The following is a 19,727-nucleotide window of genomic DNA, read 5'->3' on the forward strand; positions in this document are numbered from 1 at the left end:
GAGCCGGGTCAGAAAAGAATACGTTTCAAAATTGGGATGCGCCGCAGAAGCATCGATACGCCGACCGACAAAATGAAAGCGATGCAGGCGCACAGGGGCACCTTCCACAGAGGCGAATCCCCCTGCGGCTGATAGCCCAGCCAGCCCATCACCTTCAAAAGGATGGAAAGATGTACCATATAGACGCCAAAACTGCAGCTGGCGATCTCACGGGAAACGCGGTTCACAATAGCAGGCAGGCGGGGCGTGATCCGCTGCACCGCAACAAAAAGCGCCGCCGCATACAGACCGCTGTGCGCCCGGGATGGGTCAAGCCACATGACGAGCTGGCCGTTGTTGTGGAAACGGATGAACGCGCCGCCGAACCCGGTGATGAGAAGCCCGGCAACGCCCGCCAAATAGAGGCACAGACGAGCCTTTCCCTGAGGCGGATAGGCGGTCAGGTAGTAGCCGGCGAGGAAATAGAACATATACCCCGACGCAATGCCCAGCTGCATCAGCCCGGTAAGCGTTTCATACAAGGCAAAGTGGACGGTGAAGTGGCTCTCCACAGGCAGTACGCCAAGGAAAAAACTCACAAGCAGGAAGTACTCCAGCAGGCGCTTGTCCTCCGCGATCTTGCGCAGAAGCGGGGTGGCGATGTAGAAGCCTGCAAGGGGCCACAAAAACCATTGGTGAGACGCACCGTACAGGCAGTTCTTCGCGAAGGCCATAAGGGTGCCGGCGGAAATGCCCGCGTTCAATCCGGAAGAGGACCATGCGAACCAGGCCGACCATACAAAATAGATCACTGCCAAGTGGGGCAGGGTGTGGGTCCAGATGCTGCGGACGGTGACATTCCTGCGGAAATCAAGAAACAGCGCGCCGCTGATCATGAAGAAAAGCGAGACTGCCGCATAGGATGCGGCAATGCCGCCCAGGTTGAATTTCCAGAGTGCTGAGGAAGGGTCCATGCCGTACCATCCGCTCATGCAGGCGTGCACAACGACGATCAAAAAGCAGCCAATGGTGCGGGAATTGTCCAGCGCCATGTTGCGGCCGGGCTGTGCGGCGGTATGAGTTTCAGACAAATACAAGCCTCCTTAGTGCAGGCCAAAGAGTGCCTGCGCCTTACTTGCCCCAGTTGGCCAGCTCGTTCTGCACATACTCGGCGGTCAAGATCTTGGCTACCGTCTCATCTACGGTCAGTCGATGAGTGTTGTGGCTGGTGTAGCTCTCATTTGCCTGAGTCTGCACGGCACCTTTTACCACGAACTTGTCGTAGTTCAGGTCGCGCCCGTCGGCGGACACACGGAAATAGCCGCCCATGTCCTCGCTGCGCACCCGCTCCTCTTTGGTCATCAGTGTCTCGTAGAGCTTCTCGCCGTGGCGGGTGCCGATGATTTGGGTGCCGGTATCGCCGAACAGCTGCTGCACCGCCTTGGCCAGCACGCCAATGGTAGAAGCATCACTCTTCTGCACGAACAGGTCGCCGGGGTTGGCGTGCTCAAAGGCGAACTGCACCAGGTCCACCGCTTCATCCAGGTTCATCAGGAAACGGGTCATGTCCGGGTCGGTGATGGTGATGGGCTTGCCTGCCTTGATCTGATCGATGAACAGAGGGATAACGCTGCCCCGGCTGCACATCACGTTGCCGTAGCGGGTGCAGCAGATGGTGGTGTCCTCCGCCTTCACGGTGCGGGCCTTGGCGCCGATGACCTTTTCCATCATGGCCTTGGAGATGCCCATGGCGTTGATGGGGTAGGCGGCCTTGTCGGTGGACAGGCAGACTACCTTCTTCACCCCCGCATCGATGGCGGCGGTGAGCACGTTGTCGGTGCCGATGACGTTGGTGCGCACGGCTTCCATGGGGAAGAACTCGCAGGAGGGCACCTGTTTCAGAGCTGCCGCGTGGAAAATATAGTCTACCCCCCGCACAGCACTCTTCACACTGGAGGGCTCCCGCACGTCGCCGATGTAAAAGCGCAGTTTTCCCGCCAGTTCCGGGTGCTTCTGCTGTACTTCGTGGCGCATGTCGTCCTGTTTCTTTTCATCGCGGCTGAAGATGCGGATCTCGCCGATGTCACTGGCCAGAAAATGCTTGAGCACTGTGTTGCCGAAGCTGCCGGTGCCGCCGGTGATGAGCAGGGTCTTGCCCGCAAAATAGCTGTTGTTCATTCCTTTGATCCTCCTGAAAGGTGTGTCTTTGCGCGCAAAGGCGCATACTTTGCCATATACAGTAACAATCATATCATAAAAGTAACAATTTTCCAAGGGGAAGGGGCGATTTCGACGCGCCGGCGCGCCCCTTTCTATTTTGCCCGCCCTGTGCTACAATACAAGCAAAGATAAAAAGTAAGGAGGGCGAAGCCCATGCGCGCTTATGAGCGTTTCCTTGATTATGCGAAAATTTACACCACCTCCGACGACCACAGCACCTCTCACCCCAGCACCGCCCGACAGTTCGACCTGGCCCGTCTGCTGGAAGGGCAGATGAAGGAACTGGGCCTTCAGGAGGTGCGGGTGGACGAAAACTGCTATGTCTACGGCGTGCTGCCCGCCACCCCCGGCCTGGAGGATAAACCCGCCATCGGCCTCATCGCCCACATGGACACCGCCCCCGCCGCCCCGGGCGAGAACGTGAAGCCCCAGGTCATCGAGAACTACGACGGCGGCGACGTTTTGTTCACCGGTACCGGCGAGTACATGCGTGTGGCCCAGTTCCCCGAATTGGCGGACTGGAAGGGTCAGACCCTCATCACCGCCGACGGAACCACCCTGCTGGGCGCGGACGACAAGGCCGGCATCGCCGAGATCCTCACCGCCGTGGAACGGCTGCAGAAGGAGGACATCGCCCACGGCAAGGTCTGCGTGGCCTTCACCCCTGACGAGGAGGTGGGCGAGGGCGCCGATCTGTTCGACGTGAAAGGTTTTGGCGCCGACTATGCCTACACGGTGGACGGCGGCGACGTGGGCGAGCTGGAATACCAGAACTTCAACGCGGCCTCGGCCTTCGTCACCATCCATGGCTTCTCGGTGCATCCCGGCAGCGCAAAGGACCTGATGAAGAACGCCCAGAACATCGCCATGGAGCTGCACGCCATGCTGCCCGCCGATGAGCGCCCGGAGCACACCGAGGGCACCGAGGGCTTCTACCACCTGTGCGAGATGAGCGGCACGGTGAGCGAAGCGAAGCTGGAGTACATCATCCGCGACCACGACATGGAGAAATTCAAGGCCCGCAAAGCCGCGATGACCGCCGCTGCCGCCGCCATCAATGAAAAGTACGGCGAAGGCACCGCGGTGCTGGAGCTCAAGGACAGCTACTACAACATGGAGCAGGAGATCCTGCCCCACTACCACCTGATCGAGAACGCCCAGCTGGCGGTGAAGCAGGCGGGCCTGGAGCCGAAGATCGTGCCCATCCGGGGCGGCACCGACGGGGCGCGGCTCTCCTTCATGGGCCTGCCCTGCCCGAACCTCGGCACCGGCGGCTTCAACTTCCACGGCCCCTGCGAGTACATCACCGCCGAAAAGATGGACAAGAGCGTGGAGATCCTGCTGAACATCCTGAGCATCTACGCCCGCTGACCCGCGCTTTGCCCCCCTTGAAAAGGAGGATGTCCCATGAAATTCCTGACAGGTTATTTCCGAAGGAGACTGGTTTTGTCCAGTTACGACGCGGTCCAGGTCGCGTCGGCCCGCATGGCCCTGCAGGAGGGCGGCGTGAAATTTTGGGTGAGCCAGCACATCGATGACATGCTGCCCCGCGCTCTGAATGGGCAGTTGCTCCCGTTCCTCACCCGCGCCGCCACCGTACCTCATCAACGGCGGCAGGCTGTGAGCAGAGATAAAAAGCCCCGCGGACATTGGTCCGCGGGGCTTTTTCCATGCTTCAGGGGTCGGCAATCTCGCCGGTCTCAAAGGCGGTGTTGGTCTTGCCGGGGAAGGGATAGGTGCGGGCCTCGCTGGCTGAAAGGCTGTCCAGCCCGTAATACTTTGCCGTGTCGGCGCAGACCCAGTCGGAGGGGTCCTGGCGCAGATCGGGCAGGCCCCAGCCGGCGCACCAGCGGGTGTAGGATTCGATGGCATAGGTCACCACTTCCGTTTCGCCCGCCGCGGCGCTTTCCAGAAGGGCGGCTTCCCGGGTCTGGCGCATCACGAAGAAGCTGGCGATGTCGTATCCCGCCCAGACGAACTGCACTGCCGCCGCCATGGTGAGGCCGGCGGCCCCGGCGGCCAGCGCCCGGCGCATCTGTTTGCCGTCCAGCTGCACCGCGCAGGCGGCGCAGGCGGCGGTGAGAAAGGTGAACACCCCGTGGGTGGAGCGGGGATAGTAGACCGGCGAGAGGATCATGGCGAAATTCGCGCCCAGTGCCGCCGCGAAGAACACAAGGGGCCGGAACAGCCCGGCCGCGCCCGGCTTTTGCATCGCCAGCAGGCAGAAGAGAACGGCAAAAAGCACCAGCAGCACCAGCCCGCCGCTGCTCACCAGCTGGTCCAGCGCGGTGAGAAAGCGCACCGCCAGGATGGTCAGCGGACCGCGGGGGTCGGCGGCGGCGTCCTGCCGCTGGTAGTTGCCCGGCGCCAGAATCAGCAGGGCAAAACCCGCCAGCGCGCCTGCAAGGCCCAGCCAGGCCCAGAGGGGCGCTTTTTTGTCCCGCCAAAGGAAGAATCCAACGCAGAGCACCAGCGCCACCAGCAGCCCGGCACTGGTGTTCTCGCTGGCCCAGCCTGCCACAAGCCCGCCCAGCAGGCAGGCGGGCGCCAGCCAGCGCCGCGGGGCAAAGGCCCGGTTCAGATACAGCGCATAGGGGATCAGCGCCGCCATGCAGAAAAAGGTGGCCCAGAGATAGTTCACCGAGCCGCACATCCACAGGTTCGTCTGGCCGAACACCGGCGAGACCATCCACAGGCTCAGGTAGATGAGGGCCAGCACCGCCGGATCAAACCGCCGCCTCTGCCCCAGCGCCAGCCGGTGCAGCACAAGGCCCAGCCCGGCGTACACCGCCGCGTTCAGCAGGTTGAACACGGCCTTGGGCAGAATGGTGAAGCCCTGGGCAAGGCACTTGATGATGAAGCGGCCGCTCCAATGGAAGTAGTGATACCATTGGCTTTCCAGCACGCTCCAAAGCCCGGTCAGCCGCTCGCCGGTGGCGTAGCTGAAAGAAAAGGTGTAGTCGTCCGCCACATAGGGCGTCAGGCAGTTGAGCGCCAGCATGGCCGCAAACACCACGGCGGCCATGGCCGCCGCCAGCTTTGCAGGCAGCGGGGCGGCTTTCCATTTCGCTTTCAGGGCAGACTCCTCCTTTGGCACCGAGATGCCGTTACGATGAAAAAATTATAGCATACCCCCCGCCGAAAAACAACGCGGACGGGAGGATGCGCCGCGATGGACAAGCCGGGGCAGGTACGATATAATTACAATTGACACATCCCATATGTGAGGAGAGGAACTGACACAATGCTTTCGCTGTTCACCACCGGCATCTACGGATACCTGGACCTTGTGCTCATCGGCTGGGCTCTGGGCCTTGTCTGGCTCGCAGGACGCGCCCTTTTGAAAAAAGTGCCCTTTGCGCAGAAAGTGCGCAGCGGGCTCGGAGAGGAAGTGTACCTCTTCGGAAATTGGGCTGCCCCGCAGCGGGAAGAGATCGGCGGCTGGCTGTTCCTTGTCTCCATGGCGCTGCTGCAGTTCGACATGTTCTTCATGAACAGCTATGTGCGGGAGAGCGGCGCCGGCTGGTATGCCTTTCTGGCGCCGAAGCTGGAGATCGTCTACTTCTGGCTGATCATCGTGAAGATGGTGTTCTTCACCCGTTACTCCGGCCTGCAGCTGGGGGCGGGCTTCTGCTTCCTTTTCGTGTTCCGCTGGGTGTTCTTGAACAACGGGCATTTTTGGCCGGTCGTGGGCATGCTGTATTTCCTGGCCGCGAAGGACATCCGGACCCGGCGCACGCTCAAGGTGTGCCTTGCGGTGAGCGCTGCCAGTTTCTTCGCGGTGGTGTTTAGTGCTTCCATGGGATGGATCAAGACGATTCAGGACATTGGCGATATTCGCCCCCGTGACAGCTTTGGCTATGGGTGGTTCAACCTCACGGGTGCGATCCTGCTTGCTGTCTGCATTATGTATGTCTGCTGGCGGCAGGTGAGCAAGCTGAAATGGTTCGACTTTGCGCTGCTGGCTGCGGCGATGGTGTTCTGTGATCGGGGACCGGACAGCCGTGCGGCCGCCATCTGTATCGCCCTGCTCATCGTGCTGGCGGCACTGCTGCGCTTTCTTCCGGGAGTGGCCAGACCGGTCTGGGTGCGGGTGGTGGTGAGCGCTGCGCCGGCCATGGCTTTTGCGGTTAGTTTGCTGGGCGGGTGGCTGTATAAGGCAGATAGTCCTGTTTGGGTCAAACTGGACATTCTTCTGTCTAACCGCCTTAGTTATACTTCTCAAGCGCTTGTACAGAGTTCCATCGCTATCGCTGGCCAACGCCTGACCGATTCCGGATTCCTGGTGGACAATTTCTATGTGAACCTGTGGATCTACGGGGGGCCGGTGGAGAGCCTGCTGTTCTGGGGTGCAGTGGCGGTGCTGCTCTGGCGGCTGCTGAAAAAGGGCGCGCTCACCGAAAGCGCCTGTCTGGTGGTACTGCTGGCCCATGCCGTCATGGAAACGCACTTCGCCTGGCCCTGCATCAATGTGGTGCTGTGGCTGTTGCCCTGCGTGCTGTATCTGTTGCCTGGAGAGCGCACACCCAGCTTCGCACCAAAGGAGAAACAAATATGAGACGCATCACGGTCGGCATCCTGGCCCATGTGGACGCAGGCAAGACCACCCTCAGCGAGGCGCTGCTCTACCGGGGCGGGCGGCTGAAAAAGCCGGGCCGGGTGGACCACGGCGACGCCTTTCTGGACACCGACGACCTGGAGCGCCGCCGGGGCATCACCATCTTCGCAAAGCAGGCGGTGCTGCCGCTGCAAAGCGCGGTGCTCACCCTGCTGGACACCCCCGGCCATGTGGACTTCGCCGCCGAGGCGGAGCGCACCCTCTCGGTGCTGGACTGCGCCATCCTGGTCATCAGCGGCACCGACGGGGTGCAGAGCCACACCCGCACTCTCTGGCAGCTGCTGGCGCGCCATCGGGTGCCCACCTTCGTGTTCGTGAATAAGATGGACCTGCCGGGGTCCGAAAAGGGTCCGCTGCTGAGCGCACTGAACAGCGCGCTGGGCGGCGGATTCGTGGACTTTTCCCTGCCGAAGGCGGAGCTTGCCGAGGAACTTGCCGGCCTGGATGAGGCCGTTTTGGAGGAATACATCAACACCGGCACGGTGAGCGACGAGAGCACCGCCGGGCTCATTGCGGCCCGGCGGGCTTTTCCGTGCTGGTTCGGCTCTGCCCTCAAGCTGCAGGGAGTGGACGAACTGCTGGCGGGACTGGAACAGTGGGCCCCGGTGCCGGTGTACCCCGCGGCGTTTTCCGCACGGGTGTTCAAGGTCTCCCGGGACGAGCAGGGAACGCGCCTCACTCACATCAAGGTCACCGGCGGCAGCCTGAAGGCAAAGACCCTGCTGGAGGGCCGCACCGCCGCGGGCGAGCCCTGGCAGCAGAAGGCGGACGCCCTGCGCCTTTATTCCGGGGCGAAATTTGCGCCTCTCGCCGAAGCCGAGGCGGGCACCGTCTGCGCCGTCACCGGCCTGGAGCACACCTGGCCCGGCGAGGGCCTGGGCGCCGAGACGGACGAGGGCGCGCCCGCCCTGGAGCCGGTGCTGGCCTGCGAAGTGCTGGCCCCGGAGGGGACGGACGTCTCGGACCTGCTGGCCAAACTGCGCCTTCTGGAGCAGGAGGACCCTCTTCTGCAGGTGGAGTGGAACGAAGCGGCGGGCCGGGTGCAGGTGCGCCTGATGGGCGAGGTGCAGCAGCAGGTGCTGGCCCATCTGATGAAAAGCCGGTTCGGGATGGACATTTCCTTCGGCCCGGGCAGCATCGTGTATAAAGAGACCATCGCCGCCCCGGTGGTGGGCATGGGCCACTTTGAGCCGCTGCGCCATTATGCCGAGGTGCATCTGCTGCTGGAGCCGGCAGAGCGGGGCAGCGGCCTCTTGCTGCAAAGCAGCGTCAGCGAGGACGAGCTGGACGGCAACTGGCAGCGGCTGGTCCTGAGCCATCTGGCCGAGCGGCGGCATCCCGGCGTGCTTACCGGCAGCCCCATCACCGACATGAAGATCACGCTGGTGGCGGGCAAGGCCCACCTGAAGCACACCGAAGGCGGCGATTTCCGTCAGGCCACCTTCCGGGCGCTGCGCCACGGCCTGATGCAGGCGGAGAACATTCTGCTGGAACCCTGGTATTCCTTCCGGCTGGAAGTCCCTGCCGCAAACCTGGGCCGCGCCATGGCGGACGTGCAGCGGATGGGCGGCCGGTTCGACCCGCCTGAGACACTGGGCGACGCCGCACTGCTCATCGGCGAAGCGCCGGTGTCGGAGATGACCGGCTATGCCGCCCAGGTGGCGGCCTACACAAAGGGAAACGGGCGGCTGTCGGTGACCGTGCGGGGATATGAGCCCTGTCATAACGCGGAACAGGTCATCGCGGCGGCGGGCTACGACCCCGAGCGGGACACCGAAAACCCCGCCGACTCGGTGTTTTGCAGCCACGGCGCGGGGGTGGTGGTGCCCTGGCGGGAGGCCGCGGCAAAAATGCACCTGGAAAACCGGGTGCGCCTGGAGCCGGAGAAAGAGGAACAGGAACAGGCCTCTGCGCCCGCCCCGGCCCGCGCTGCGCGCCCGGCCGCGGGCGGCCTGGAGGAGGACGCTCAGCTGGCGGCCATCTTCGAGCGCACCTACGGCCCGGTGCAGCGGCGGGAGCTGCTTTTCCGCAGCCCGAAAGAGGAGAAAAGTGCCGCCCCTGCCGGTCCCTGGAAAAAGACGCCGGAGTACCTGCTGGTGGACGGCTACAACGTTATCTTCGACTGGCCCGACCTGAAAGCGCTGGCGGCCCAGGATCTCTCCGCGGCCCGGGAGGCGCTCATCCAGATCCTGTGCAACTACCAGGGCTATCACAAGTGCACCCTCATCGTGGTGTTCGACGCCTACCGGGTGACAGGCGGCGCCGGCGGCGTGCAGCGGGAGGGCGGCACCTGGGTGGTCTATACCAAGGAGGCCGAGACCGCCGACGCCTATATCGAAAAGGTGACCTACGAGCTGGAAAGGCTGGAAAAAGAGCGCCGCGTGCGCGTGGTCACCAGCGACGGCGCCGAGCAGCTCATCATCCTGGGCCACGGCACCCTGCGGGTCTCTTCCCGCATGTTCCGCCGGGAGATGGAGGCCACCGAGCGGGAGATCGCCGAGATCATCGCCGCGCACAATGCACGAAACTGTTAAGAAACTGCAAAAAATGCAGGAAAGACCGGCAAGATGTCCCACAAGGTTTGCATTGCATGTCGCGTATGATATAATAGGCTGGATCATTGGTCATTTTATGTGTAAATCCCAAAAAAGGAGGAGAAACGTTCGTGATCCGCAAGAATCAACGCCTGATCAACGGACTAAATCTTCTTTCAGATCTGGCTTTAATTTTTCTATCATATTTTGCTGCGCTTTTCACAAAGTATTTCCTTATAGAAAATCATAGTGGTGACCTGATTTGGTTCTCAGAACCGCTCTTTTGGGGCGTAGCGCTGGTGTATAGTGCGCTGCTGGTATTGGTCTACTATTTCGCAGGCCTTTATGGTTCCTATCGCTTCAAAAGGGAAGAAAGCGAGATTTTCACTGTTCTGACCATCAACGGCATCGGTGTGCTGACGCTCATGGCGCTGATGTACCTGGTACGCATGAGCGAGTTCTCCCGCATGGCGCTGCTTTTGTTCTGGGCATATTCCAGCCTGTTCGTTCTGGGAAAACGCACCGTTGCGCGGGCACTGCTGCGCCACTACCGAAAACTCGGCTATAATCAGAAGCACGTGGTAGTGGTGGGCAGCGGCCATTTCGCCCGTCAATACGTTGAGGATGTGAAACGGAATCCCCACATGGGTTTTACAGTGGATGGTTATGTAAGCGAAGAGAATTGCCCGGATTTGGGAACTCGACTAGGCTCCTTTGATGAATTGGAAGATGTTCTGGGGGGCCGGCAGGTAGATGAGGTTGTCGCAGCGCTGGAACCGAGCGAGATCGGATTTATGAAGCAGGTGCTGGAAACAGCCGACAAGACCGGCGTACGTATCAGCATTATCCCTTTTTACAACGATTATATTCCGAACTATCCTACCATCGATGTGGTGGGACGCACCAAACTCATCAATATGCGCACTACTCCGCTGGACAACGTGCTCTGGCGGATGATCAAAAGGACAATTGATATTGTGGGGTCAATGGTGCTTATCGTTCTTACCAGTCCGGTTATGCTGATTGCGGCAATCGGCGTGCGCCTTTCCAGCCCGGGGCCGATCCTCTTCCGTCAGGAAAGAGTGGGCCGTGACAAAAAGCCTTTTTTAATGTATAAATTTCGCAGTATGCGGATCACCGGCACGGAAGAAACAGGCTGGAGCACCAACACAGATCCCCGAAAAACAAAGTTTGGAAGCCTTATTCGCAAATACAGCATTGACGAACTTCCGCAGTTTTTTAATGTTTTGAAAGGGGATATGAGCCTGATCGGTCCGCGGCCGGAGGTGCCCTTTCATGTGAACCACTTCAAAGAAGAGATTCCGCTCTACCTTGTGCGCCAGCAGGTACGCCCCGGCATTACTGGGTGGGCCCAAGTGCACGGTCTGCGCGGTGACACAAGCATCGAAAAACGCGTGGAGTATGATATATGGTATATTGAGAACTGGAGCCTTTGGCTGGATTTTAAAATCTTATTGATAACTGCTTTTGGCGGCATGAAGAACAATGAGCAGATATGCTGAAAATCAAAATGGCTTTTGGTCGAAAAGCTGTGGGTGTTTAGCCGGGAGAAAAGGAGGACGCCAATGGAAGGGAAAAAAGTGGTGCTGCTTGTTGCCGCCCACAAAGCGGTGAGGTTCCCAGAAGATGACATGTATTGCCCCATTCAGGTCGGTTCTGCTTTGCATCCTTCGTTTCATACTACCTACAAGGACGACACAAAAGACAACATCAGCTCAAAAAACCCTACATATTGCGAGTTGACAGCGCTGTATTGGGGCTGGAAAAATCTGGATAGTTCCTACATGGGATTGGTCCATTACCGGCGTTTTTTCGCAACGCGAAATCTGTTCTGGCCCAAATGGGAACGAATCGCGAGTCAGCAGGCGATTGAAAAGATGTTACGGCAGGCACCAATCATTTTGCCTAAAAAACGACATTACTGGATCGAAACAAACTATTCCCAGTATGTCCATGCTCATCACAGCAGAGATCTTTTGTTGACCAGAGCCATCATCGCACAACGTGAACCGGATTATTTGCAGGCATTTGATCGAGTAATGCAGCGCACTGCGGGACACCGATTCAATATGTTTATTATGGAGCGCAGCCTTTTGGACAGTTACTGCCGCTGGCTTTTCGGCATTTTGGGAGAACTGGAAGCGCAGCTGGATTTGAGCGATTATACTCCATATGATAGGCGCGTCTTCGGCTTCGTGGGTGAACGACTTCTGGATGTCTGGCTGGAAAAGAATCCTGCACCTTTTCGGGAGATTCCAGTGGTTTTCACTGAGCGGCAGAACTGGCTCAAAAAGGTGAGCATGTTCTTGCTCCGGAAATTTCGGGGCGGTAAAACAGCGGGATGTATCCCCATAAAATGAAGAAATGTCTGCATTCCTACAAATGGGGCGCGACAGCGCATGAAACTATATCGTTTTTTGTAAAAATGTCGGACGCTATCAAACTTGGAGCGCCCGCTGAACTCGAGGAGGAACGATCATGGAGAGACTTGCAATCCACGGAGGATATCCTGTGAGAAGCAGTGCATTGTATTATGGCCGTCAGTGGATTGGTGAAGAAGACATTCGGGCTGTCGTGGATGTGCTGCGCAGTGACTTTATCACTTGTGGACCCAAGGTGGATGAGTTGGAGCGTACGATAGAGGAATACACCGGAGCCCGATACGCGGTGGCGGTGTGTAACGGCACTGCGGCGTTGCACTGCGCCTGCATGGCGGCCGGGGTGGGACCAGGCGATGAGGTGATTACAACGCCGATTACGTTTGCCGCAAGCGCGAATTGCGCCCTGTACTGCGGCGCAACGCCCGTGTTCGCGGATATCGACCCGGAGACCTATAATATCGACCCGGAGAGCATCCGCACCCGCATTACTGAAAAGACGAAGGCTATCGTTGCTGTGGACTTTACCGGACAGGCGGTAAAACACAAAGAGATTCGGGCGATTTGCGACGAATTTGACCTCGTGTTCATTGAGGACGCTGCTCATGCGATTGCCACGAAGTATGACGGCAAACCGGTGGGGAGTCTGGCGGATATCACCTGCTTTAGCTTCCACCCTGTCAAAACGGTGACAGGCGGCGAAGGTGGTGCTGTGCTTACGAATAAAGAAGAATATTATCATAAGTTGACTTTGGTTCGTACCCATGGTATCACCCACGACGAGGCCTATATGGAAGATGCGCCTCACGAAGGTCCCTGGTGTTATGAGCAGGTCTGCTTGGGATACAACTACAGAATCACAGACTTCCAGGCCGCACTGATTACCAGCCAGATGAAAAAGCTTAACGCTTTCGCTGCCCGCCGTAAGGAGATAGTGTCGGCCTATGATGAGGCGTTTGCCAAAATTCCCGAAATCATCGTGCAGAAAGAGATTCCCGAGTCCGATACCTGCCGGCATTTGTACATTGTTCGGCTGGCACTGGATAAACTCACCTGTACACGGCGGGAATTCTTCGATGCCATGGCAGCAGAAAATATCCATTGCCAGATTCACTATGTACCTGTCTACTGGTTCCCATACTACCGAAAGTTGGGTTATCAGAAGGGACTGTGCCCCAAAGCCGAAGAGGTTTACAAAGGCATTATGAGCGTCCCGCTTTACCCCAAAATGACAAACAAGGATGTGGCTGATGTGATCCATGCGGTGAAGAAGGTCGTTGCGTATTACCGCATGAAGTAATCACTTTGGTAACAAAGGGGAGCAGTTCTATGAAAGCACTCGCCGTTATTACCGCGAGAGGTGGTTCGAAACGAATTCCGGATAAGAACATCCGACCGTTTTGCGGAAGACCGATTCTGACGTACAGCATCGAAGCTGCGCAGAACAGTGGTTTGTTTGAGGAGGTGATGGTCTCCACTGACAGCAAGAGGATCGCCGGTATTGCCGAGGCGGCCCATGCGTCGGTGCCGTTCCTCCGCAGCGAAAAAAACAGCGATGACCATGCCACCACAGCACAGGTGTTGCTGGAAGTGCTGGAGGAATACGAGCAGCGTGGACGCAGATTCGATGCGGTCTGCTGCCTGTATCCTACGGCACCATTTATTACGCCGGACAAACTGCGGGCGGCTTTTCGCGTTATGGAAGAGAGCTGCGTAGACGCGGTCGTTCCTATAGTCCGGTTTTCCTTCCCGCCCCAGCGAGGATTGCTATTGCAGGATGGTGCTATTCGGTATCAATATCCCGAATATGAGAATGCCCGGAGCCAGGATCTGCAGGCTGTTTACCATGACTGCGGGCAGTTTTACTGGTGCAGGGTCGCGCCGCTGAGAAAATACAAAAGCCTGATCGTGCCGAACACGGCAGGCTTTGTTGTGTCGGAGGAAGAGGTGCAGGACATTGATAACCTGTCAGACTGGCGCATTGCCGAGATGAAATTTAGATGCATGAAAGAGGGTATAGCGAATCATGCGACTGTATGAAGCATTAAAGAACGATCAGGTATATGTCATCGCGGAGATGAGCGCAAACCACGCCGGCAAACTGGAAAACGCATTGGAAATTGTGCGCAAGGCAAAGCAGGCCGGCGCCGACTGCCTCAAGATTCAGACATATACGGCTGATACGCTGACTTTGGATTGCGACAATGAGTTTTTTCGCGTCCACGGTGGTTTGTGGGATGGTTACAAACTGTACGATCTTTACAAGGAAGCTTATACCCCCTGGGAATGGCAGCCGGTCATTAAGGAGGAATGCGATAGGGTCGGCATCGATTTTCTATCAACGCCATTCGATCGAACGGCTGTCGACTTTTTGGAGAAGATGGAGTGCGAGGCCTACAAAATCGCGAGCTTTGAACTGGTCGATATCCCGCTTATCGAGTACGTCGCTTCCAAGGGAAAGCCACTGATTATCTCTTGCGGAATGGGGAGTGTTGAGGAGATTGACGATGCGGTGAAAGCATGCCGCGGAATGGGCAATGAGCAGATTGTATTGCTCAAGTGCTGCAGCGAGTATCCTGCTAATTGGGACGACATGCATCTGGCCAATATACCCGATATGAAAAAACGCTTCGGGGTGCCCGTCGGCCTTTCAGATCACAGCATGGGGAGCCTAGCCGCGGTCGTGGGGGTCAGCCTTGGGGCGTGTGTAGTGGAAAAGCACGTGTGCCTGTCTCGTAAGGTCAAAAATCCAGACAGCGAGTTTTCGATGGAGATGGATGAGTTTGCCCAGATGGTGAAGGATGTGCGGGCGGCGAAACGAATCTCGCAGGGACCAGACTATTCCCTTACGGCGGGGGAAAAGTCTTCAATGGCCTTTCGCAGAAGTCTGTTCGCAACGAAGCCAATCAAAAAAGGAGAAGTGTTTACAGAAGAAAATGTGCGGAGCGTACGACCCAGTTATGGTGCTCCCCCGAAACTGTATCGCGAGATAATAGGCGCAAAGGCAGCGCGGAATATTGACTGTGGTACGCCGTTGCAAAGGGAGGATATTCTTTGAATAGAGAACCGGTTCAATGGGAAGAGAATGATGTAATCCTGCGGGAAATAACGGCTGAAGATACAGAGATGATTGTGGAATGGCGCTCAGCCTCGGGAACTTACCGCTTTTTCAAAAATCCGCGTAAAATCACACGGGAAGAACATATTTTATGGTTTACGCAGCAGTACATGTCCAACATGAATCGATTCGATTTTATCGTATGCACACCCAGCGGTGAGCCGGTGGGGAGCGCCTCAGCGGTTTGGAAGCCGGAAGAGCGCAAGGTCGAGGTCAGCTATTTGACCCGCCCGGAATGTAGGCGACAGGGATGGGCTCAAAAGGCGCTTCGGGCGGTATGCCGGTTTTCGCAGGGGCGGTGGCCTGTTCGAGAGTTCGTGGCTGTGGTTCATCGGCAGAATACTGCATCCGCAGAGCTTATCAAAGGGCAAGGATTTACAATAGAAGCAGAAAACGGTGTGTTTTGCATATACCGAAAGGCGGCGGAAAAGTGATTGTATTTTGGGTGGACTCCGGGGTGCAGATTGGACTGGGGCACCTGATGCGTTGCTTATCCTTGGCTGAGCAGTTGTATGCAATAGGGGAGTGTTGCCAGTTCTTGTTAAAGGATGAGACGGCACGCAGGATCGCTGCTGATAGGGGATTCAATGCCATAAGGCTGGAAAGTGTTGGCCTGCAGGACGACGTGAACTCTCAGCAAGTGATGACGCTGATAAAAAATCGGGACGTTACATCGGTCATCGTGGACAGCTATGCTGTTACCGCGGATTTTTTGCGAAGACTTCGAACTTACGCGCCGCTAATCTACCTGGATGATATGAAAGCTTTTTCCTATCCCTGTGATGTGCTGGTAAACTATAATATTTATGGCCCAGACTGGGAGCAGGACTACACAGAACGCCAAACTTCCTTTGGCACAAGGCTGCTGCTGGGACCCCAATATGCTCCGCTACGGAAGGAGTTTGACAATCTGCCCCAGCATCAGATCGCTAAACAAGTGCAAAGGGTGTTCCTCTCGACCGGAGGCAGCGATTCGTTCGGAATCATGTGCAGGCTGCTCAAAGCTATCAGCTTTATGCCGGAATGGAGTGAAATAGAATTTCACGCAGTGGTGGGGGCAATGAATCCGCATCGGGAGCAGATTGAACGGATGGCCAGTGAGATGGGTAATGTAAGAGTACATTTCCAGCTACGGCGCGTTGCAGACCTGATGTGCCAGTGCGACGTGGCAGTCTCTGCTGCAGGAAGCACGTTGTATGAGTTGTGCGCTTGTGGCGTGCCCACGGTCACCTATGTCCTGGCGGATAACCAGATACCCGGTGCCCGTGCGTTCGACCGGCAAGGCCTGATTATGATGGCCGGGGATTGCCGAGCACAAGGAACAGAGGAGAAAATTATATCGCAATTGCAGCGGCTGATTGCTGACTCGAACCTGCGAGAACTGACCAGTCGACAGATGCAACAGGTCGTAGATGGAAAAGGTGCTTGGCGCTTGGCACAAGCGCTGCTCTCTTTCGTAAAAGCCGAGTAAAGGAGTATGAAAATGACACACGGGCAGAGAATGTACCAGCGCGCGGAAAAATTGTTTCCTATCTGCCGCAGTTTGACGGGGAACGGCGTGCGAGAAACGCTACGCATCATTGGCGAAGAACTGCCAGAACTCAATATGTTTGAGGTTCCCAGCGGCACGCAGGCATTTGACTGGACGGTGCCCGACGAGTGGAATATCAAGGACGGATACATCGAGAGTGAGGATGGAAAACGCTTCGCTTGCTTTCGGGAGTCTAACCTCCACATTGTGGGATATTCGGAGCCGGTGGACAAGACGGTCCCACTGGAAGAGTTGAAGAAGTATATCTTTGTGCAGGAAGACCAACCGGATGTGGTGCCTTATGTAACCTCCTATTACAAACGACGTTTCGGCTTTTGTATGTCCAAAAACGAACGGGATAGCCTGTCTCGCGGGACATATAGGATGTACATTGATAGCACCTTGGAGCCAGGTTCGCTCACTTATGGAGAACTGATTATCCCGTCCACAGAGGGACAGATTCCAGAAGAAGAGATTTTCCTGTCTACCTATATCTGCCATCCCTCTATGGCAAACAACGAACTCTCAGGGCCCAGCGTGGCAGTGGAACTTGCGAAATGGCTATATACTCTGAAAAAGAGAAGATACACTTATCGAATTATTTTTATACCCGAGACCTTAGGGTCCATTGTCTACCTGAGTAGAAATCTGTCGACACTAAAGGAACGGGTGATAGCAGGATTCAATATTTCCTGCGTGGGGGACGACCGGGCCTATAGCTACGTTGCTTCCCGAAAGGGAAATACATTGGCGGATCGGATTGCTCTGAATGTGCTTGGATATCATACAGATAACTTCCTGCGCTATTCATTTTTACAGCGCGGCTCTGATGAACGTCAGTACAACGCCCCAGGCGTGGACCTGCCGGTTTGCGCGATTAGCCGGAGCAAATACGGGGAATACCCGGAGTACCACACTTCGGCGGACGACCTCACAGTCATATCACCGAAAGGCTTGCAGGGAGCGTTTGATGTCTATCGGAAATGTATACTGGGCCTGGAGTACAACCGCTTTTATCAGGTTACATGCCTGTGTGAACCGCAGCTGGGCAAACGTGGATTATACCCCACGGAGAGCTACAAAGGCTCGGCAAACGCTGTTCGTACGATGATGAATTTGATTGCCTATGCGGACGGAACAATGGATCTGATCGATATCAGCAACCAGATTCATGCGCCTATCGACGAGCTGATTCCTATCGTACAGCGACTGGTCGATGAAAAACTGCTGAAGATTATGTGACGGAATAGAGAAGGACAAGTCCCAAATGATAAACAAAGACAATGTGGCATCGTTTTTCCGAGCCCTGCCGGCTGATGATACTTTCTTAGTGGATGCCATAGAGAACAGAAAATATTCTTATCGAGAATTTTTTGGTCTCGTGAATGCTCTGGCGCAGAAGATACGCGATTGGAAAACAGAGCAAATCGTGGTGTGCCTGGAAAACAGCACGTTGCTGTGCGCGCTGTACTTTGCATGTGCAGCGCAGAATATCACAGTGATCCCGGTGGATCCGAAGAAGAGCGAACAAGAAATCAGGCGAATCTGCGCCAGCCACCCCGACGCGGTACAGGTGGGAATAGAAAATGACTGCCCCCGAAGTGCTCTGCTTGTAACTGTGTTGGACAAAACATCTCCATGGGAAGGAGATCTCGCTGCGCTGTTTGCCCAGACGAACCTGCAAAAACCATTTCTGATTACTTACACCTCCGGCAGTACAGGAAAGCCCAAAGGCGTGGTGCACAGCCTTCATAACCTGATTCTGTCTGCGATGGCTTTCCGCGATGCGATTGGTTACAAGCGTGGCGATGTGATGTATCATGCCATGCCCATGACCTACATGGCGGGTATCCTGAACACGATTCTGTTGCCGTTCGTTGCCGGTTGTCAACTGGTGATAGCAAGACGGTTTTCGGTCATGGAAGCTGTATCCTTCTGGAAATATGTGAGGAGATATGAAATTAACTGCTTCTGGATGGCACCGGCCATGCTGCGCATGATCTTGGCAGTGGATAAAAAGGGGACAGGCCGTACAGTGCTCGAGGGGCGCGAGGTCCGATTCAGCGTGGGCACGGCTCCACTGGACGGAAAGCTGCGCGAACAGTTTCAAACCACCTATGGCGTGCGCTTATACCAGAGTTATGGATTGTCCGAGACGCTTTTCCTGACCACACAAACCGCCACTCTTGCACCGGAGAATCACTCGGTTGGCCAGTTGCTGCGGGGCGTGGAGATGAAGATTGCTACAGACGGAGAAGGCATTTTTTCGGTGCCTTGGATGTTCCTGGGGTACTGGGGAGAAAACGGAAATCTCCTGGCTCCCGCCCATTGGTATGCGACAGGCGACTTGGTGGAGGACTGCGGCCAGGGCTTACAGATCAAAGGCAGGAAAAAAGAGCTTATCATCAAGGGCGGCATTAACCTCAACCCCCACGATATTGAGCTGTGTTTGGCCGACCAAGCTGCGTTTGACCAGTGTGTTGTGCAAGGCGTGGATGATCACGGGGAGGACAGCATTATTTGCTGGTATGTGCCTAACGCGGATCGGCAGTGGACCAGAGGCCAGATTAACGAGATCCTCCGCAGGGAACTGGGAATACGCTATCAACTGGATGCACTGGTACCGGTGGACGAGATCCCCAAGAATCTCAACGGCAAAGTAGACCGGCTGAAGTTAGCGCAAGACTGGAAGGAACAGAATTATGATCGTTAAACTGGCGCATCTTACCTTTGCTACAGGAAAAACGGATGTGGAGAAAATGTGTGGCTGTTTTGTGAACCATCACATCCAGTTCAGTGAAAAGGGACTTGCTAACATCCCGGCAAAAGAGCTTTTTTTCCAGAAGCCGCATGCGGACCACGATCTGGTCAAGTTGGAAAGTGAGGAAGGAGTCCCGATCGAGATCGTGGGCTATGATCGGTGTACTGGGGATTCTCTGGCAAAATGGTGCGCTGAAAAAAAGACGCTGTGCCTGTTCACTTCCGATTTGACCAACAGTGTGTCCTTCTGGAAGCGGCTGGGTTTTACTCTTGTTGAACAGAACCAGCAGGAAGCATGCCTGCGTGCCTGTTTTCTGATGGACCGACAACCGGTGGAATTACGCCTGATAGCAACAGAAACGGTGATTCAAGCCCTGGACCAGCGAGGATTGGTGGCGGTGGCCTTTGTAGTCACCGGGCTCGATCGGTGGGTCGAAAAGCTTAACTCCTGGGGAGTGCAGACGAGCGTGCCCCAGGAACTGATGGTCAACGGTCATTGGCTGCAGATATCCTTCGCAAGCAGCGGCAGTGGCGACATCGTAGAATTTTTTAGTATCAAGAGGTAACA

At 56.6% G+C, this 19,727-nt stretch carries 16 protein-coding genes; 13 read left to right on the top strand and 3 right to left on the bottom strand.

The window, feature by feature from the left end:
• Positions 1–8: 8 nt before the first annotated feature.
• On the bottom strand, positions 9–1,070 hold the full coding sequence (locus tag ACMI1Q_RS05110) for an acyltransferase (RefSeq protein WP_419503015.1): 1,062 nt from the start codon (positions 1,068–1,070) through the stop codon (positions 9–11).
• Positions 1,071–1,110: 40 nt separating this feature from the next.
• Positions 1,111–2,157, bottom strand: a complete 1,047-nt coding sequence (locus ACMI1Q_RS05115) for a polysaccharide biosynthesis protein (RefSeq protein ID WP_330057490.1) — start codon at positions 2,155–2,157, stop codon at positions 1,111–1,113.
• Between the two features lie 195 nt (positions 2,158–2,352).
• Between ACMI1Q_RS05115 and pepT the strand changes: the two genes are divergently transcribed.
• The gene (pepT, locus tag ACMI1Q_RS05120) at positions 2,353–3,570 is read left to right on the top strand and encodes a peptidase T (RefSeq protein ID WP_330057488.1); all 1,218 of its coding nucleotides are present in this window, start codon (positions 2,353–2,355) and stop codon (positions 3,568–3,570) included.
• Between the two features lie 304 nt (positions 3,571–3,874).
• Here the strand turns inward: pepT and ACMI1Q_RS05125 are convergent, their stop codons facing one another.
• Positions 3,875–5,296: a DUF3329 domain-containing protein gene (locus ACMI1Q_RS05125; RefSeq protein WP_330057484.1), complete on the bottom strand. Its 1,422-nt coding sequence runs from the start codon at positions 5,294–5,296 to the stop codon at positions 3,875–3,877.
• 147 nt (positions 5,297–5,443) lie between these two features.
• Between ACMI1Q_RS05125 and ACMI1Q_RS05130 the strand changes: the two genes are divergently transcribed.
• From ACMI1Q_RS05130 to ACMI1Q_RS05185, 12 genes are all read left to right on the top strand, one after another.
• Positions 5,444–6,757: a hypothetical protein gene (locus ACMI1Q_RS05130; protein ID WP_419503016.1), complete on the top strand. Its 1,314-nt coding sequence runs from the start codon at positions 5,444–5,446 to the stop codon at positions 6,755–6,757.
• Positions 6,754–9,351, top strand: a complete 2,598-nt coding sequence (locus tag ACMI1Q_RS05135; protein ID WP_419503017.1) for an NYN domain-containing protein — start codon at positions 6,754–6,756, stop codon at positions 9,349–9,351. Before ACMI1Q_RS05130 ends, ACMI1Q_RS05135 begins: the two co-directional genes overlap by 4 nt.
• A gap of 131 nt (positions 9,352–9,482) precedes the next feature.
• Complete coding sequence (locus ACMI1Q_RS05140; RefSeq protein ID WP_419503018.1) at positions 9,483–10,874, top strand: undecaprenyl-phosphate glucose phosphotransferase; 1,392 nt, start codon at positions 9,483–9,485, stop codon at positions 10,872–10,874.
• A gap of 63 nt (positions 10,875–10,937) precedes the next feature.
• Positions 10,938–11,732 (top strand): DUF4422 domain-containing protein, encoded by a 795-nt coding sequence (locus ACMI1Q_RS05145; RefSeq protein ID WP_330057476.1) that lies wholly within the window; start codon positions 10,938–10,940, stop codon positions 11,730–11,732.
• A gap of 118 nt (positions 11,733–11,850) precedes the next feature.
• Entirely contained in the window at positions 11,851–13,050 is a 1,200-nt protein-coding gene (gene pseC / locus ACMI1Q_RS05150; protein ID WP_419503019.1) for a UDP-4-amino-4,6-dideoxy-N-acetyl-beta-L-altrosamine transaminase, read from the top strand.
• A gap of 29 nt (positions 13,051–13,079) precedes the next feature.
• Positions 13,080–13,790 (top strand): pseudaminic acid cytidylyltransferase, encoded by a 711-nt coding sequence (pseF, locus tag ACMI1Q_RS05155; RefSeq protein ID WP_330057470.1) that lies wholly within the window; start codon positions 13,080–13,082, stop codon positions 13,788–13,790.
• Positions 13,777–14,808 carry a pseudaminic acid synthase gene (gene pseI, locus ACMI1Q_RS05160; protein ID WP_330057468.1) on the top strand — a complete coding sequence of 344 codons (1,032 nt, stop codon included), beginning with the start codon at positions 13,777–13,779 and terminating at the stop codon, positions 14,806–14,808. The genes pseF and pseI overlap by 14 nt, the downstream gene beginning before the upstream one ends.
• Positions 14,805–15,302, top strand: coding sequence for a GNAT family N-acetyltransferase (locus ACMI1Q_RS05165; RefSeq protein ID WP_330057466.1), 498 nt, complete (start codon positions 14,805–14,807; stop codon positions 15,300–15,302). Before pseI ends, ACMI1Q_RS05165 begins: the two co-directional genes overlap by 4 nt.
• Positions 15,303–15,313: 11 nt before the next feature.
• Entirely contained in the window at positions 15,314–16,339 is a 1,026-nt protein-coding gene (gene pseG / locus ACMI1Q_RS05170) for a UDP-2,4-diacetamido-2,4,6-trideoxy-beta-L-altropyranose hydrolase (protein WP_419503040.1), read from the top strand.
• Between the two features lie 6 nt (positions 16,340–16,345).
• Entirely contained in the window at positions 16,346–17,641 is a 1,296-nt protein-coding gene (locus ACMI1Q_RS05175) for a DUF4910 domain-containing protein (protein ID WP_419503020.1), read from the top strand.
• 25 nt (positions 17,642–17,666) lie between these two features.
• A complete protein-coding gene (locus tag ACMI1Q_RS05180; RefSeq protein WP_419503021.1) occupies positions 17,667–19,112 on the top strand; it encodes a class I adenylate-forming enzyme family protein in 1,446 nt (481 codons plus the stop codon).
• On the top strand, positions 19,102–19,725 hold the full coding sequence (locus ACMI1Q_RS05185; RefSeq protein WP_330057461.1) for a VOC family protein: 624 nt from the start codon (positions 19,102–19,104) through the stop codon (positions 19,723–19,725). Before ACMI1Q_RS05180 ends, ACMI1Q_RS05185 begins: the two co-directional genes overlap by 11 nt.
• Positions 19,726–19,727: the final 2 nt, after the last annotated feature.

The sequence above is a fragment of the Candidatus Allofournierella excrementavium genome (assembly GCF_048526665.1).
Classification (GTDB): domain Bacteria; phylum Bacillota; class Clostridia; order Oscillospirales; family Ruminococcaceae; genus Allofournierella_A; species Allofournierella_A excrementavium.

Coding starts and splice junctions, on each gene's coding strand:
- ACMI1Q_RS05115 (WP_330057490.1), bottom strand. CDS start 2,157: ATGAACAACAGCTATTTTGCGGGCAAGACCCTGCTCATCACCGGCGGC.
- ACMI1Q_RS05145 (WP_330057476.1), top strand. CDS start 10,938: ATGGAAGGGAAAAAAGTGGTGCTGCTTGTTGCCGCCCACAAAGCGGTG.
- ACMI1Q_RS05185 (WP_330057461.1), top strand. CDS start 19,102: ATGATCGTTAAACTGGCGCATCTTACCTTTGCTACAGGAAAAACGGAT.
- ACMI1Q_RS05175 (WP_419503020.1), top strand. CDS start 16,346: ATGAAAATGACACACGGGCAGAGAATGTACCAGCGCGCGGAAAAATTG.
- pseI (WP_330057468.1), top strand. CDS start 13,777: ATGCGACTGTATGAAGCATTAAAGAACGATCAGGTATATGTCATCGCG.
- ACMI1Q_RS05135 (WP_419503017.1), top strand. CDS start 6,754: ATGAGACGCATCACGGTCGGCATCCTGGCCCATGTGGACGCAGGCAAG.
- pseF (WP_330057470.1), top strand. CDS start 13,080: ATGAAAGCACTCGCCGTTATTACCGCGAGAGGTGGTTCGAAACGAATT.
- ACMI1Q_RS05130 (WP_419503016.1), top strand. CDS start 5,444: ATGCTTTCGCTGTTCACCACCGGCATCTACGGATACCTGGACCTTGTG.
- ACMI1Q_RS05180 (WP_419503021.1), top strand. CDS start 17,667: ATGATAAACAAAGACAATGTGGCATCGTTTTTCCGAGCCCTGCCGGCT.
- pepT (WP_330057488.1), top strand. CDS start 2,353: ATGCGCGCTTATGAGCGTTTCCTTGATTATGCGAAAATTTACACCACC.
- pseC (WP_419503019.1), top strand. CDS start 11,851: ATGGAGAGACTTGCAATCCACGGAGGATATCCTGTGAGAAGCAGTGCA.